This window comes from Geodermatophilus sp. FMUSA9-8, from assembly GCF_037034165.1.
GTDB lineage: Bacteria > Actinomycetota > Actinomycetes > Mycobacteriales > Geodermatophilaceae > Geodermatophilus > Geodermatophilus nigrescens.
On record NZ_JBAGKE010000014.1, the window covers coordinates 47,878 to 62,857 of the forward strand.

Consider the following 14,980-nt stretch of genomic DNA (forward strand, 5'->3'; position numbering starts at 1 on the left):
GGGGACGCCGAGCCTGCCGGTCCGGCGCCGCGGGGAGAAGGCCCCTCACCCTGATCGGAGCGTGGCCCGCAGCGCCTCCAGCCCGGAGTAGTTCGGGCGCCAGCCCAGCTGCTCGCGGGCCTTGGTGGTGTCCATGATCGCCGGATGGCTCGCCGCCTCCACCCACTCGGCCACCGGCGGCAGGAACGGCAGCCGCGCCACGGCCCGCGCGGCGAGCTGGGCCGGCGCAGCGGGCAGCGGCAGGGGCAGCGCGCCGTACTCGCGGGCGACGTCCGCGGCGGTCAGCACGCCGTCGCCGGCGATGTTGTAGGCCCCGGGCGGGCCGGCGGCGACGACGCACTGCAGCAGCGCGGAGCCGACGTCGTCCTCGTGGATGAACTGCAGCGGCAGGGCGGGCACCGCCACCGGCACCGGGACCGGCAGCCGGCGGGTGGACTGCTCGGCGAGGCGCCGGCCGAGCGGCGCCAGCGGGCCCGGCAGGACGTCCTTGGCGCCGAGCGTGTGCGGGCCGAGCACCACCGGCGGGCGCAGCAGGTAGAGCCCGATCTCCGGGTGCCTCGCCGCCTCCTCCTGGAGCAGGTGCTCGAGCTCGGCCTTCTCCTGCGCGTAGAACAGCCGCGACGCCGGCCGGACCGGCCACTCCTCGGTCATGCCGACGGGGTTGTCGGCGTGGAAGCCGTAGGCGGCCACCGAGGAGGCGTAGACGAACCGCTCCGCGCCGGCGGCCGCGGCGGCCCGGAAGGCGTTGAGCGTGCCGTCGACGTTGATCGCGCGGGTGGTCTGCCGGGAGGCGTTGCCGGTGATGAGGAACGCCAGGTGCACGACGACGTCGGCGCCGGCGAAGGCCTCGCGCAGCGCGCCGGCGTCGCGGACGTCGCCCCGCCGGTACTCCATCTTCGTCCAGCCGCGGGCGGCCGGGTCGAACGGTCGGCGGGCGATGCCCACGACCCGGCGCACCCGGTCGTCGGTCTGGAGCAGGGGCACGAGGCCCTCGCCGAAGGTGCCGGTGGGGCCGGTGACGGCGACGGTGAGGTCGGTCTGCGGAGCGGTCACGACGGTTCCGCTACCCGACCCCTCCGGAGGTGAACCGGGTCACCTGCTCGCCGCCGCGGGCTGGGCGGCGAGGCCCACCAGCTCGTCGAGGCCCCGCCGGATGCCGTCGGAGAGGACGTCGAGGTCGGGGAAGGCGTCGAAGTCGGCGTTGATCCCGAACGTCATCGAGGTCAGGTAGCTGAAGATGCCGATCGAGATCCGGGTGCCGCCGCCGATGGGGACGTACGGGTGCGCGGAGACCATCCGCCTGCCGAGCACGTACAGCGGCACCCGGGGGCCGGGCACGTTGGTGGTCACCGCCTGGCACCACAGCTGGCCGGCCGAGGCCGCCGCCCGCACGCCGAGCGCGAGCAGCGTCGGGGCCATGTAGTCGCCCATCGCGATGATCGAGCGGGCGTCGACGGCCTGCATCGTCTTCTTGTACTCGTCCATCTGGCGCCGGATGGACGCCAGCCGGGCCACGGGGTCGGGCTCGCCCACGGGCAGGTCGACGAAGACCGCCGTCACCTGGTTGTTGAGCGACCCGCGCTCGTCCTCCCGGCGCACCGAGATCGGGACCATCGTGCGCACGACCGTGTCCCCGCCGAGCGCGCCGCGGCCCTGCAGCAGGTCGCGGAAGCCGCGGGTGATGGCGGTGAGGACGACGTCGTTGACCGTGCCGCCGAGTCCCGCGCGGGCCGCCTTGATCTCGGCGAGCTCCGCGTCCGACCACGCCCACCGCCGGTGCGGGCCGATCGGTCCGGTCAGCGTGCGGGCCAGCGGGGTGAGCGCCTGGCGGGCGAGCGTGGGCAGGCTCGCGGCCGCGGCGCGGGCGCTGGACACCAGGCCCTTCGCGCCGTGGGAGACCGCCTCCGGGCCGGGCAGCGAGGTCAGCTGGCGCAGCGGCGCCGTCATCGTCTCGGCCACCGCGCCGGCGGCCATCGCGAGGCCCGAGGGGGTGCGCTGCGGCGACCAGTCGCGCGGCGCGGGGTGCTCGGCGTTCGGGTCGAGGTCGAACATGACCTGCATCAGGTCGGTGCCGGCGACGCCGTCGACCATGCAGTGGTGGACCTTGGAGATGATCGCCCACCGGTCGTCCTCCAGGCCCTCGACCAGCCACACCTCCCACAGGGGCTTGGCCATGTCCAGGCGCTGGCCGAGCACGCGCCCCGCGAGGTTGCGCAGCTGCTCCTGGCCGCCGGGCTTGGGCAGGGCGGTGTGCCGGACGTGGTAGAGGATCTGGAAGTGCGGGTCGTCGACCCACAGCGGCCGGCCCAGGTTCAGCGGCACCTCGCGCACCCGCTGCCGGTAGCGCGGCACCTGGGGCAGCTTGCTGAGCAGCAGCCGCACGAGGTCGCCGTAGGAGGGCGCCGGGCCCTCGAAGACCGCGACCGACCCCACGTGCAGCGGCGCGTTCTCGCTCTCGGCGTAGTAGAAGCCGGCGTCGGTGGAGCTCAGGCGGTCCACGGTCGCTCCTTCGCTGGTCGAGACTGTTCCGTCCGGTCCTGTGTCCACCGACCGGCCGGCCGAACCCCGTGCTGTGGTGCCGGACACAGTAGGACGGCGCGTCGTCAGCCCGCCCGGCGGGCGTCCCCGGCCGCCACCCGGTCGAGCAGCGCGACCAGGGCCTCGTCCACCACGGACGTGCGGGTCAGGTTCACGCTGTGCCCGGCCCCCGGGACGACGACGAGCTCGCAGCCGGGCCCGAGCAGCTCGGCCAGCCGGCGGCCGTGGGCGGCGGGGGTGAGCCGGTCGTACTCCGCGGCGACGACGGCGGTGGGGACCCGGCCGAGCACCGGCAGCGCCGTGGTCTCGTCGTGGTCGAGGAAGGTGCCGTAGAAGGCCATGGTCACCGTCAGCGGCGTCTCCTCGAGCATGTCCTGCACCACGCGGACGGCCTCGGGCGTCGCGTCGTCGCGGCCGAAGAGGTACGTCCGCATGGCGCGGCGGCCGATCCGGGTGCCGCGGCGGCGGTGGCGCTCGAGGAACGGGGCGAGCAGCCGCAGCCACCACAGGTAGAGCGGGAGCAGGTGCAGCCGGCGCATCAGCCCCACGGCCGCGCCGAGCAGGCCCTCGGACACCAGGCCGCCCGCGGAGGTGGCCAGCAGGAAGGCGCCGACGACGCGGGTGCCGATCTCCTGCGGCCGCTGCCGGGCATAGGCCATGACGGTCATGCCGCCCATCGAGTGCCCGGCGAGCACGACCGGCTGCCCGGCGGGGACGACGGCGTCGAGCACCTGGCCGAGGTCGCGGGCGGTGCGGTCGATGGTCGCCGTCGTCGGGTCGGCCCAGCTCGACCGGCCGTGGCCGCGGTGGTCCCACAGCACCAGGCGGGCGCGGTCGCGGACGGCCTCGCGCTGCAGCTGCCACTCGCCCAGGCGGGCGGTGAAGCCGTGGCAGAAGACGACGGTGACCGGCGCGTCCTCGGTGCCGTCGAACTCCACGTGCAGGTCGACGCCGTCGTCGGTGCGGACGGTGCGCGAGCCCGGCGGCGGGGGACCGCCGGTGCCCGGGACGATCGGGATGCGGGGCGCGGGCGGGGTGGCCCGGCGGCGGCGCGGCATCCGTCCATGACAACGCAGGTCCCCGCGGGCGGCGACCGGGGGCCGATAGGACGACAGAGGCCCCTCAGCCGCCCGGGGCCGTCGTCTCCGGCCGCTTGCCCGGGGCGGCGTCGCGCACGAGCCGGCGGGCGGCGTCGACCTCGCGCGCCACCGGGGCGAGGACGCCGTCGGCGTGGATCTCCGCGTCGTCGGGCGGCCGGTGCGCGCGGACGTCGTCCTCCAGCTCGCGCAGGGCGCGCCGCAGCACCGCCACCTGCGCCGGGTCGGGGGAGTGCCCGCCGTGCCGGACGGCGATGACCGCCTCGGTGACGGCGTCGGCCGTCCGCTCCAGCTGCACGATCACCGGCCACCACGCCCCGGCGCGCGTGCTGATCGGCGGCGGCTCGGCCAGCCGCCGCTGCAGCTGGGTGTGCAGCTCGGTGAGCGCCCGGTAGGCCCGCCGGCGCGCCCGCCGCCGGACGACGGCGTCCTCGCCGAACGCGGCGCCGACGAACTCGTCGAGGGCGAGGGCGGCCGCGCGCATCGCCTCGTCCAGCGGCGCCCGCCAGGTCTGCGGCCAGAGCAGGTAGCCGGCGACCAGCACGATCGCGCAGCCGATGAGGGTGTCGACCAGCCGGGCGCCGACCAGCCCCGGCCCGCCCGGCACGGCGAGGTCGAGCAGCAGGATGATCACCGGCGTCTGGAACACCGAGAACAGGCCGAAGTTCGCGCCCCGAGCCCACGGCAGCAGCCCGGCGCCGACGGCCATCGCCGCGACCACCCAGGCGTTGCCGGGCAGCACCGACAGCAGCAGCGAGCCGATGAGGACGCCGAGCAGCGTGCCCGCGCCGCGCTGCACCGCGCGGGTGAACACCGACCCGAAGTCGGGCTTGAGCACGATCGCCACGGTGAGCAGCACCCAGTAGGGCCGCTCGATGGGCAGCAGCTGGCGGGCGACCTCGGCGATCGTCATGCACAGCACGAGGCGCAGCGCGAAGTCGCGCGTGTCGGGGCTGCCGAGGGTGCGGTCGGCGACGTCGCGCAGCCGCTCGCGCCACGGCGGGCGGTCCTGGGCGACGGCGGCGCCGGCCCGCTCCTCGGGGTCGCCGACCACCGCCCACGCCAGCCGCACCCCGTGCCGGACCGCGCGCCGCTGGGGCGGGCCCTCCTCCAGCGCCGGGGGCCGGTCGGGCGGCAGCGAGCGGCCGCCGGTGACGGCCGCGGCCAGCGCGTGCACCGCGGTGACGTCGTGCGGGTCGGCGTGCACGCCCGCCCGGGCCGAGGCGACGGCGGCCTCCACCAGCGGCGCGGTGGCGTTGAGGACGCCGGCCAGCTCCGCGAGCTCCCGGTTGCGTCCGGCGGCGAGGCTGCGGGTGCGGATCACCCGGTCGTAGGCGGCGTTCAGGGCGGTGGTGAGCTCGCGGCGGGCGCCGTCGGCGCCGTCGGTGCCGACGGCGGTGAGCAGCCCGGCGATCCGGGTGAGGACGGCGGCCACCGCGGTGCGGTCGGGGTCGGCGGGATCGGTCGCGGCCTGCACGAGCGTCAGGAGCGTCGCCCACCCGGCGCCCGCGGCGAAGAACGCCACCTCCGCCTCCGCCGGCAGCGAGGTGACCAGGCCCGACGCGAGCGCGGTGTAGACGAGCAGCTGGAGCGCGCCCAGCGACATCGCCGAGTTGACCGCGCTGATCAGCGCCGCCGCGGCCGCCAGCAGCGCGACCACCAGGACGGGCAGCACCCCGCCGCCGCTGGCGTACTGCCCCGCCACGAGCCCGACGGCGCCGAAGCCGACCGCGGCCGCGGTGCGCCGCAGCCGGTCGCGCAGCGGCCCGCCCTGCGGGGCGAGGGTGGCGGCGAGCGCGCCGGTGGTGCCGAAGACGCCGGCGCCCAGGGCGTGCTGGCCGCCGACGAGCAGCGCCACGGCCAGCGGCGCGGGCACCGCGACGGCGAAGCGGGCGACGTCGCGCCACGGCACCGGCGGCGGCGAGGTGCGCACCAGCTCCTCGAGCCACGCGGGTGCGCGCAGCGACCTGTCCGCCACGGGACCGAGCCTGCCACCCGGCGGGCGGAGGGCCGGGGCGGCGCACCTAGGGTCGGCGCCCGTGACCGCCACCCTGGGCGAGGTCGTCGCCGCGCTGGAGGCCCGCTACGACCCGGCGCTGGCCGAGGGCTGGGACGCCGTCGGGCTCGTGTGCGGCGACCCGGCCGAGCCGGTCGGGCGCGTGCTCGTCGCCGTCGACCCGGTGGCGGCCGTCGTCGACGAGGCGATCGACACCGGCGCGCAGCTGCTCGTCACCCACCACCCGCTGTTCCTCACCGCGGTGCACGGCGTCCCCGCCGGCGACCCGAAGGGGCGGCTGGTGCACCGGCTGGTCCGGGCGGGGTGCGGGCTGTTCGTCGCGCACACCAACGCCGACCGCGCCGCCGACGTCGGGGTCAACGACGCGCTGGCCGCCGTCCTCGGGCTGACCGGCACCCGGCCGCTGGAGCCGGTGGCCCCGGGTTCGCGGCAGGGGCTCGGCCGGGTGGGGGAGCTGCCGGAGCCGACCACGCTGGCGGGGTTCGCCGCGCTCGCCGCGGCGGTGCTGCCCGCCACCGAGGGCGGCGTCCGCGCGGCCGGGGACCCGGACCGGCCGGTGCGCACGGTCGCCGTCTGCGGGGGCAGCGGCGGCTCGCTGCTCCCGGCCGCCGCGGCCGCCCGCGCCGACGTCCTGCTCACCAGCGACCTGCGGCACCACCCCGTGTCGGAGTCCCGGGAGTCGGCCGGGCCCGCGGTCTGTGACGTGGCACACTTCGCCTCCGAGTGGCCCTGGGTGCCCGTGGCCGCCGACGTGCTGGCCGGGGACCTGTCGGGCAGGGTCTCGGTGGCCGCGTCGCGGCTGCGCACCGATCCGTGGACGGTGCACCGGGGCCCGCGCACGGGGGACGACCCGGCCCGACCGGCCGGTGGACGAGGAGGGGACGCATGGCCAGCGCAGTGACACCGCCCGCGGGCGCACCGCGGGGGACCGACGGGGCGCCGGTGCGCAGCGACCGCAGCCCGTGGAACTGGCTGCTGCTGGTGCCGATCGTGGTGCCGCTGCTCGTCCCGCTGTTCAACCGCGTGGAGCCGACGCTGTTCGGCTGGCCGTTCTTCTACTGGGTGCAGCTGCTGTTCGTCGCCCTCGGCGTGCTGACCACCGTGGTCGTCTACCGGGCCACCCGGCGCAGCCCGGCCGAGCAGGCCGCCGCTCGCGCCGCGGTCGCGCGGGACACGACGCCGCGGGACACCACTGCACGCGACACCACCGCGCGGGGCACGACGCCGCGCGACACCGACCGGGACGGGGGGCGCTGAGCCGTGGACGGGGTCAACGTCGTCGAGCTGTCGATCGTCATCTTCTTCTTCGTCGTCGTCACGGTGCTGGGGTTCGTCGCCTCGCGCTGGCGACGGGCGGAGAGCCTCATGCACCTCGACGAGTGGGGCCTGGGCGGGCGCAACTTCGGCACCTGGGTCACCTGGTTCCTGCTCGGTGGTGACCTCTACACCGCCTACACGTTCGTCGCCGTCCCGGCGCTGATGTTCGGCGCGGGCGCGGCCGGCTTCTTCGCCGTCCCGTACACGGTGGTCATCTACCCGCTGGTCTTCCTCGTTGTGATCCGGCTGTGGTCGGTCAGCCACGTGCGCGGCTACGTCACCCCGGCCGACTTCGTGCGCGCCCGGTTCGACTCCCCGGGCCTGGCGCTGCTGGTCGCCCTCACCGGGATCGTCGCGACGATGCCCTACATCGCCCTCCAGCTGGTCGGCATCGAGGCGATCCTCAAGGCGATGGGCGTCGAGGGCGAGCTGCCCCTGATCGTCGCGTTCGTGATCCTGGCGCTCTACACCTACAACTCCGGGCTGCGGGCGCCGGCGCTCATCGCGTTCGTCAAGGACACGCTGATCTACCTGACGATCATCGTCGCGGTCATCGTCATCCCGGTGAAGCTGGGCGGCTGGGACGCCATCTTCGGCGCCGCCGAGGAGAAGTTCTCCGCCGGCACCGGAGCCGGGGTCATCCTCCCGGCGACCGGGCAGCTGGGGTACGCGACGCTGGCCCTCGGCTCGGCGCTGGCGCTGTTCCTCTACCCGCACTCGCTCACCGGCGTGCTGGCCGCCAGCAACCGCGACGTGCTCAAGCGCAACATGAGCGCGCTGCCGGTCTACAGCCTGGCGCTCGGCTTCATCGCGCTGCTGGGCTTCATGGCGATCGCCGCCGGGGTCACGCCGATCGGCGAGGACGGCAACACGATCGTGCCAGTCCTGTTCCAGGAGATGTTCCCGAGCTGGTTCGCCGGCGTCGCGTTCGCCGCCATCGGCATCGGCGCGCTGGTGCCGGCGGCCATCATGTCGATCGCCGCGGCGAACCTGTTCACCCGCAACATCTACAAGGAGTTCCTGAAGCGGGACGCCACCCCGCGGCAGGAGGCGCAGGTCGCCAAGATCGTCTCGCTGGTGGTCAAGTTCGGCGCGGTCGCGGCGATCCTGTTCATCGACCCGCAGTTCTCCATCGACCTGCAGCTCATCGGCGGCGTGATCATCCTGCAGACGCTGCCCGCGGTGGCGCTGGGCCTCTACACCCGCTGGCTGCACCGCGGCGGGCTCATCGCCGGCTGGTTCGCCGGCATGGCCTCCGGCCTGCTGATGCTCTACAACATCCCGCGCCTGGGCCCGGACGGCACGGTCGTGCGCGAGCACTTCGGCGGCTCGTCGTTCGCGCTGTCCAAGCTCGGCCTCGACAGCGCCTCCAGCGTCTACACCGGGCTGCTCGCGCTGCTGGCCAACCTGCTGGTGGCCGTGCTCGTCACCGTGGTCCTGCGGGCGATGAAGGTGTCCGACGGCGTCGACGCGACGGCGCCGGCCGACTACACCGCCGAGCGCGAGGACCCGACGTTCCGCGAGCTCCCCGACCCGCTGGAGTCCGCCCCGCCCGGGGTGGAGCAGGGCACGGGGAGGCGCGCGGCCCGCAGGTAGCGGGAGGACCGGGGGCCCGGGCGTTGCCCCGGTAGGTTGTCCTGGTGAAGGCCGACCACTTCGAGCAGCAGAAGCTCCTGGCGCTGGCCGACGAGGACGTCGCGCTCACCCAGCTCGCCCACCGGAAGCGGACGCTGCCGGAGACGGCCGCCGTCGAGGCCGCGCTGGAGTCCGAGCGGACCTTCGCCGAGGCGGAGGTCCGCGCGGAGACCGAGGTGCGCGACCTCGACCGGGAGCAGAAGCGGCTCGAGGGCGACGTCGACACCGTCCGGCAGCGCGCCGACCGCGACCGGTCCCGGATCGACTCCGGGGCGGCGACGCCGAAGGAGATCACCTCGCTGCAGTCGGAGCTGCAGTCGCTGGGGCGGCGGCAGTCCGACCTGGAGGACCAGGTGCTCGAGCTGATGGAGCGCCGGGAGACCGCCGACGCCGCGCTGGTCGCCGCGCAGACCGGCCGGGCGTCGGCCGTCGCCGACCGCGAGCGGGCCGAGCAGCTCCGCGACGACTCCCTCGCCGACATCGCCGACTCGACCTCGCGGCACCAGGCCGCGCGGGACGAGGTCGCCGCCGGCATCTCGGCCCCGCTGCTGACGCTGTACGACCGCATCCGCACCCAGACCGGCACCACCGGCGCGGCCATGCTCAAGGCCCGCCAGTGCCAGGGCTGCCGCATCGAGCTCAACGGCCGCGAGCTCGCCGCGGTCCGCAACGCCGACCCGCACGAGGTGGTGCGCTGCGAGAACTGCGGCCGGATCCTGGTCCGCACCGCCGAGTCCGGGCTGTGAGCAGGCGGTTCGTCGTCGAGGCCGACGGCGGCTCGCGGGGCAACCCGGGGCCGGCCGGCTACGGCGCCCTGGTGCGCGACGCCGACACCGGGCGGGTGCTCGCCGAGCGGGCGGCGTCGGTCGGTCGGGCCACGAACAACGTGGCCGAGTACGGCGGGCTGGTGGCCGGGCTGCAGGCGGCGCTCGACCTGGACGCGAGCGCCGACGTCGAGGTCCGGATGGACTCCAAGCTCGTCGTCGAGCAGATGTCCGGGCGCTGGAAGATCAAGCACCCCGACATGCAGAAGCTGGCCGTGCAGGCCCGCGAGATCGCCCGGCGCCTGGGCAGCGTCCGCTACACCTGGGTGCCGCGCGCGCAGAACGGCGCCGCCGACGCCCTGGCCAACAGCGCGATGGACGGCCGGCCCGTGCACCGCGACCTCGCCGCCGAGCCGACCGTGGTCGAGGACGACGTCCAGCCGGCCGCCGAGCCCGCGCCGCCGGTCACCACGGTGACGCACCTGCTGCGGCACGGGCGCACCGAGCACACGCCCGAGCGCCGCTACAGCGGCCGCAACGACCTGCCGCTGTCGGCCACCGGGCGCGCGGAGGCCGAGGCGGCCGCCGTCCGGGCGAAGGAGCTCGGCATCGAGGTCGTCGTCGCCTCGCCGCTGCGCCGGACGCGGGAGACCGCCGAGGTCGTCGCCGGCGCGCTCGGCCTGCCGGTGGACCTCGACGACGACCTGGTCGAGCTCGACTTCGGCGACCTCGAGGGGCTGACCGGCGCCGAGGCCCAGCAGCGGCACCCGCTGGCCGCGCGCCGGTTCATGTCCGACGTGACGGTGCCCGCGCCGAACGGCGAGTCGATCGCCGACGTGTCGCGGCGGGTGGCCCGGGCGCGGGCGCGGCTGCTCGAGCGGCACGCCGGGAGGACGGTGCTGCTGGTCAGCCACGTCACGCCGATCAAGCTGATGCTCGCCGCGGGCCTCGGCGTCGGCGACGAGGTGGTCCACCGGGTATTCCTCGAGGCGGCGTCGCTGTCGACGGTCGCGTGGAGCTCCGACGGCCGCACGTCCGTCCGCGTCGTCAACGACATCGCGCACCTGCGGTGACACTGCGGTCCTCCGGACCGCACCGCGGCCAGGAGCCGTCCTCCCGTCGCGCTGAGCCCATCCGCGGGAACCCGCCGGGAGGCCTCCGGCCCCCGCGCCGGGACCCCGCAGTCGCCTGCGGCTCCTAGAGCCTCCCCGCGTCGATGACCCGGGAGAGGAACTGCCGCGTGCGCGGGTGCTCCGGCTCGCCGAGCACCTGCGCCGGCGGGCCGGACTCCAGCAGGACCCCGCCGTCGAGGAAGGCCACCGTGTCGGCCACCTGGCGGGCGAAGCCCATCTCGTGGGTGGCCATCACGATCGTCATGCCCTGACCGGCCACCTCGCGCACCAGCGCGAGCACCTCGCCGACGAGCTCGGGGTCCAGCGCGCTGGTCACCTCGTCGAGCAGCAGCACCCGCGGGCGGACGGCGAGCGCCCGCACGATCGCCACCCGCTGCTGCTGGCCACCAGAGAGCCGGTCGGGGTACTCGGCGGCCTTGTCGGCCAGCCCGATCCGCGCCAGCAGGCCGCGCGCCTCCTCGACCGCCTCCGCCCGCGGCCGCCCGTGCACGGCGGTCGGCGCGAGCGTCACGTTGTCGAGCACCGACAGGTGGGGGAAGAGGTTGTAGGCCTGGAAGACGACGCCCAGGCGCCGGCGCACCCGGTCGGCGTCGACGCGGGGGTCGGTGACGTCCTCGCCGTCGAGCAGGACCTGGCCGTCGTCGACGGTCTCCAGCAGCGACGCGCAGCGCAGCAGCGTCGACTTGCCCGACCCCGACCCGCCGATGAGCGCCACCACCCGGTGCTCGTCGACGGCGAGGTCCACGCCGCGCAGCACGACGTTCGACCCGAACGCCTTCACGATGTTCCGGAGCTCGAGGACGCTCACAGCAGCGATCCGCTCTGCTGGCGGCGGCGCGCCCGCGCGGTGACGGCGTCGGCCAGCCGGGCCGACGGGACGGCGAGCAGCACGAACAGCAGCCCGGCGACGACGTAGGGCGTGAAGTTGAAGGTCTGCCCGACCTGGATCTGCGCCGAGCGCACGGCGTCGATCGCGCCGAGCACGGAGATCAGGCCGACGTCCTTCTGCAGCGCGACGAAGTCGTTGAGCAGCGCCGGGGTGACCGTGCGCAGCGCCTGCGGCAGCACCACGATCCGCATCGTCTGGCGGTGGGTGAGGCCGAGCGAGCGGGCGGCGGCGCGCTGGCTGGGGTGCACCGACTCGATGCCGGCCCGGAACACCTCGGCCACGTAGGCGGAGTAGACGAGCACGATGGCCGCCGTCCCGAGGACGAACGGCGACGTCGGCACGCCCTGCAGGCCGAGCGCGGGGAACCCGAAGCCGACCAGGTACAGCACGATGATCAGCGGGATGCCGCGGAACAGGTCGACGTAGACCGTCGCGAGGATCCGCAGCGGCGCCCACGCCGGCCCGCGCAGGGTCCGCAGCGCGGCGGTGCCGAGCCCGACGAGGAGCACGAGCAGCCCGCCGACGACGAGCACCTGCAGGTTGACCAGCAGCCCCTCGGCGATCTCCGGCAGCGCGTCGAGCGCGGCCGACGGCGAGAAGAAGGTGGCCTGCACCCGCGGCCAGCCCGGCGAGCGGGTGACCGCGAGGTAGGCGACGACGGCGAACAGCAGCGTCGAGGCCAGCGCGACCAGCGTCGAGCGCCGGGCCCGGCGGGTGCGCCAGGCCCGGCGCTCGAGCTCGAGCGCGCTCGGCGGGGGCAGCGCCCCGCCGGGGAGGACGGTGCTCAGGACAGGACGGGCGCGTCGGCGACGTCGGAGAGCCACTGCTGCTCGAGGTCGGCGAGCGTGCCGTCCTCGCGCAGGGCGTCGACGGCCTGGCTGACGCAGTCGGTGAGCGGGCTGTCCTTGGCGAGGAGCAGGCCGAAGGAGTCCCCCTCGGCCGTGGAGCTCTCGCCCGAGTCCTCGATCTGGCCGACGATCACGCCGTTGTCGAGCTCGGCGGCGGTGATGTAGAAGGCCGTCGGCAGGTCGACGACGATCGCGTCCACCTGGCCGTTCTGCAGGGCGAGCTTGGCGTCGTCGTTGGTGTTGAACACGACCGGGTCGGACTCGGGGTCGATCACCGTGGTGAGGACGTCGAGGCTCGTGGTGGCCACCTGGGCGCCGAGGCGCAGGCTGCGCAGCTCGTCGAGGCTCGCCGCGCCGTCGGCCGCGGAGCCGGCGGTGGTGATGACCGCCTGGCTGACCGTGTAGTACGGCGAGGAGAAGTCGACGGCCTGCCGGCGCTCCTCGGTGATGGAGAACTGGTTGATGTCGAAGTCGAAGGGCCGCGGGCCGGGCTGGATGGCGGCGTTGAACGGCACGCGGGTCCAGGTGACGTCGTCCTCGGCGTAGCCCAGCTGCTCGGCGACGGCGTAGGCGACGGCGGACTCGAAGCCCTCGCCGTTCTCCGGGGTGTCGTCGACCATCCACGGCTCGTAGGCGGGCTGGTCGGTGGCGACGGTCAGGGTGCCCGGCTCGAGGGTGTCGAGCTCGTCGGGCGTGCAGGCGCCGGTGGTGGCCGAGCCGCCGCCGGAGGAGGTGCCGGCGTCGGTCGACTCCTCCTGCGGGGCGCAGGCCACGACCGCGAGGGTGGTGGCGGCGGCCAGGACGAGGGGGAGGGGGCGACGGCGCATGGGGGTCCCTTGGCTGAGGTCGGTGCGGCGCGGGAATCGTAGGTCCGGGGACGGTGTGTCCGGCCTCACCTCGCCTGTTCAACCGATGAGTTGAGGACGGCGGCGCGGTCTGACCCTCATCGGCTCCGCCGGGGAGCCGGGACGCAGGAGGTGCGCCATGGGCGCGGTGGTGCTGTTCGCGGCGGTCTCGCTGGACGGGTTCGTCGGCCGCGACGACGACATGCCGGGGCCGCTGTTCGACTGGTACGGCAACGGGGACGTGGAGCTGACCTTCAGCGATCCCGCCCGGCCGTTCCGGGTGACCGCCCCGACGGCGGGGCTCCTGCGCGAGTTCGCCGGCCGGGTGGGCGTCATGGTCTGCGGCCGCCGGCTGTTCGACCTCACCGACGGCTGGGGCGGCGTCCCGCCGAACGGCGAGCACGTCGTCGTCGTGACCCACCGGCCGGCCGACGACTGGCCGCACCGGGGCACCGCGCCCTTCACCTTCGCGCCCGACGTGCCGGCGGCGGTGGAGCGCGCCCGGGATCTCGCGGGCGACCGGGACGTCACGGTGAGCGCCGGCGACGTCGGCGGGCAGGCGCTGCGGGCGGGCCTGGTCGACCGGGTGGTGCTGGCGCAGGTGCCGGTGGTGCTCGGCTCGGGCCGGCCCTTCTTCGGCGTGGGCGGCCCGCCGGAGATCGCGTTCGAGGACCCGCGGGTGGTGCAGGGCAGCCGGGTGACGTTCCTGGCGTACGACGTCCGGCGGTGAGCTGCGGCTCGAGGCGGGAAGCGGGCCGGGGCGGCCGGCGTTGTACCCGGCGCACCCCGGTCCGGCCTCCGACGGCGGGACGGGGACGATGAGCCCCCCGCATCTCCGAGGAGCCCCGTGACCGCGACCATCGCGCCCGCCACCCCCGCCGTCGCCGGCGACGAGCGCACCCTGTCGCCCGCCGAGTACGAGACCTGGGCGGCCGAGGTCCGCCGGCTGGCCGACGAGCGCGGCGCGGTGGTGCTCGCGCACAACTACCAGGTGCCCGAGATCCAGGACGTCGCCCACTTCACCGGCGACTCGCTCTACCTGTCGCGGGTTGCGGCGCAGACCGACGCCCGCGAGATCGTCTTCTGCGGCGTCCACTTCATGGCCGAGACCGCCAAGATCCTCTCGCCGGACAAGACGGTGCTGCTGCCCGACCACGCGGCCGGCTGCTCGCTGGCCGACTCGATCACCGCCGAGCAGCTGCGGGAGTGGAAGGCCGAGCACCCGGGCGCCGTCGTGGTCAGCTACGTCAACACCACCGCCGCGGTGAAGGCCGAGACCGACATCTGCTGCACGTCGTCGAACGCCGCCGACGTCATCCGGTCGATCCCCGAGGACCGCGAGATCCTCTTCTGCCCCGACCAGTTCCTCGGCGCGCACGTCAAGCGCGTCACCGGACGCGAGAACATCCACGTCTGGGCGGGGGAGTGCCACGTGCACGCGGGCATCAGCCCGGCCGACGTGCGCGCGCAGATCGCCGCGCACCCGGACGCGGAGATCCTCGTGCACCCCGAGTGCGGCTGCACCACCTCGGTGCTCGACCTGGTCAGCCACGGCGACCTGCCCGCCGACCGCACCCGCGTGCTGTCCACCGGCGGCATGGTCGAGGCCGCGGCCCGGACGTCGTCGGGCCAGGTGCTGGTGGCCACCGAGGTCGGCATCCTGCACCAGCTGCGGGCGCTCAACAGCGGGACGGCGTTCATCCCGATGAACGAGCGCGCCGCCTGCCGCTACATGAAGATGATCACTCCGGCCAAGCTGCTGCACACGCTGCGCACCGGCGAGGGCGCGATCGACGTCGACCCGGGGACCGCCGCCCGCGCCCGCCGTGCCGTCGAGGCGATGGTCGCCATCGGCGAGCCCGGCCGCGGCGGGGAATGAAGGACCACCCTTCCCCCC

At 75.3% G+C, this 14,980-nt stretch carries 14 protein-coding genes; 7 read left to right on the top strand and 7 right to left on the bottom strand.

From position 1 onward, the window contains the following. Positions 1–45 precede the first annotated feature (45 nt). The 4 genes from WA616_RS23205 to WA616_RS23220 all read right to left on the bottom strand — a co-directional run bounded on the left by WA616_RS23205 (position 46) and on the right by WA616_RS23220 (position 5,613). Complete coding sequence (locus tag WA616_RS23205) at positions 46–1,053, bottom strand: NAD-dependent epimerase/dehydratase family protein (RefSeq protein ID WP_073419347.1); 1,008 nt, start codon at positions 1,051–1,053, stop codon at positions 46–48. A gap of 39 nt (positions 1,054–1,092) precedes the next feature. Beyond that, positions 1,093–2,499, bottom strand: coding sequence for a WS/DGAT/MGAT family O-acyltransferase (locus WA616_RS23210; protein ID WP_336033581.1), 1,407 nt, complete (start codon positions 2,497–2,499; stop codon positions 1,093–1,095). A gap of 104 nt (positions 2,500–2,603) precedes the next feature. Next, complete coding sequence (locus WA616_RS23215; protein WP_336033582.1) at positions 2,604–3,596, bottom strand: alpha/beta fold hydrolase; 993 nt, start codon at positions 3,594–3,596, stop codon at positions 2,604–2,606. Positions 3,597–3,660: 64 nt separating this feature from the next. Continuing rightward, positions 3,661–5,613: an FUSC family protein gene (locus WA616_RS23220; RefSeq protein ID WP_336033584.1), complete on the bottom strand. Its 1,953-nt coding sequence runs from the start codon at positions 5,611–5,613 to the stop codon at positions 3,661–3,663. Positions 5,614–5,674: 61 nt separating this feature from the next. On the opposite strand from WA616_RS23220, the gene WA616_RS23225 reads away from it, so the two are divergent. From WA616_RS23225 to WA616_RS23245, 5 genes are read left to right on the top strand one after another with little or no spacing between them, the layout of a single operon-like run. Beyond that, positions 5,675–6,553, top strand: a complete 879-nt coding sequence (locus WA616_RS23225; protein ID WP_336033586.1) for a Nif3-like dinuclear metal center hexameric protein — start codon at positions 5,675–5,677, stop codon at positions 6,551–6,553. Beyond that, positions 6,538–6,909 carry a DUF3311 domain-containing protein gene (locus WA616_RS23230; RefSeq protein WP_336033587.1) on the top strand — a complete coding sequence of 124 codons (372 nt, stop codon included), beginning with the start codon at positions 6,538–6,540 and terminating at the stop codon, positions 6,907–6,909. Before WA616_RS23225 ends, WA616_RS23230 begins: the two co-directional genes overlap by 16 nt. A gap of 3 nt (positions 6,910–6,912) precedes the next feature. Then, positions 6,913–8,565 (top strand): monocarboxylate uptake permease MctP, encoded by a 1,653-nt coding sequence (gene mctP / locus WA616_RS23235; RefSeq protein WP_336033588.1) that lies wholly within the window; start codon positions 6,913–6,915, stop codon positions 8,563–8,565. 44 nt (positions 8,566–8,609) lie between these two features. Further along, positions 8,610–9,350, top strand: coding sequence for a zinc ribbon domain-containing protein (locus tag WA616_RS23240; RefSeq protein ID WP_336033589.1), 741 nt, complete (start codon positions 8,610–8,612; stop codon positions 9,348–9,350). Continuing rightward, complete coding sequence (locus tag WA616_RS23245; protein ID WP_336033591.1) at positions 9,347–10,441, top strand: bifunctional RNase H/acid phosphatase; 1,095 nt, start codon at positions 9,347–9,349, stop codon at positions 10,439–10,441. Before WA616_RS23240 ends, WA616_RS23245 begins: the two co-directional genes overlap by 4 nt. 124 nt (positions 10,442–10,565) lie before the next feature. Here WA616_RS23245 and WA616_RS23250 read toward each other — a convergent pair whose 3' ends face one another. From WA616_RS23250 to WA616_RS23260, 3 genes are read right to left on the bottom strand one after another with little or no spacing between them, the layout of a single operon-like run. Next, positions 10,566–11,309 carry an amino acid ABC transporter ATP-binding protein gene (locus WA616_RS23250; protein ID WP_336033593.1) on the bottom strand — a complete coding sequence of 248 codons (744 nt, stop codon included), beginning with the start codon at positions 11,307–11,309 and terminating at the stop codon, positions 10,566–10,568. After that, entirely contained in the window at positions 11,306–12,214 is a 909-nt protein-coding gene (locus tag WA616_RS23255; RefSeq protein ID WP_217651143.1) for an amino acid ABC transporter permease, read from the bottom strand. Before WA616_RS23255 ends, WA616_RS23250 begins: the two co-directional genes overlap by 4 nt. Continuing rightward, the gene (locus WA616_RS23260) at positions 12,175–13,065 is read right to left on the bottom strand and encodes an ABC transporter substrate-binding protein (protein ID WP_336033596.1); all 891 of its coding nucleotides are present in this window, start codon (positions 13,063–13,065) and stop codon (positions 12,175–12,177) included. Before WA616_RS23260 ends, WA616_RS23255 begins: the two co-directional genes overlap by 40 nt. A 157-nt stretch (positions 13,066–13,222) precedes the next feature. On the opposite strand from WA616_RS23260, the gene WA616_RS23265 reads away from it, so the two are divergent. Both WA616_RS23265 and nadA read left to right on the top strand, forming a co-directional pair. Further along, positions 13,223–13,813, top strand: coding sequence for a dihydrofolate reductase family protein (locus tag WA616_RS23265; RefSeq protein ID WP_336033598.1), 591 nt, complete (start codon positions 13,223–13,225; stop codon positions 13,811–13,813). Positions 13,814–13,930: 117 nt separating this feature from the next. Further along, positions 13,931–14,962: a quinolinate synthase NadA gene (gene nadA / locus WA616_RS23270; RefSeq protein WP_336033600.1), complete on the top strand. Its 1,032-nt coding sequence runs from the start codon at positions 13,931–13,933 to the stop codon at positions 14,960–14,962. The last annotated feature ends 18 nt before the right edge of the window (positions 14,963–14,980 follow it).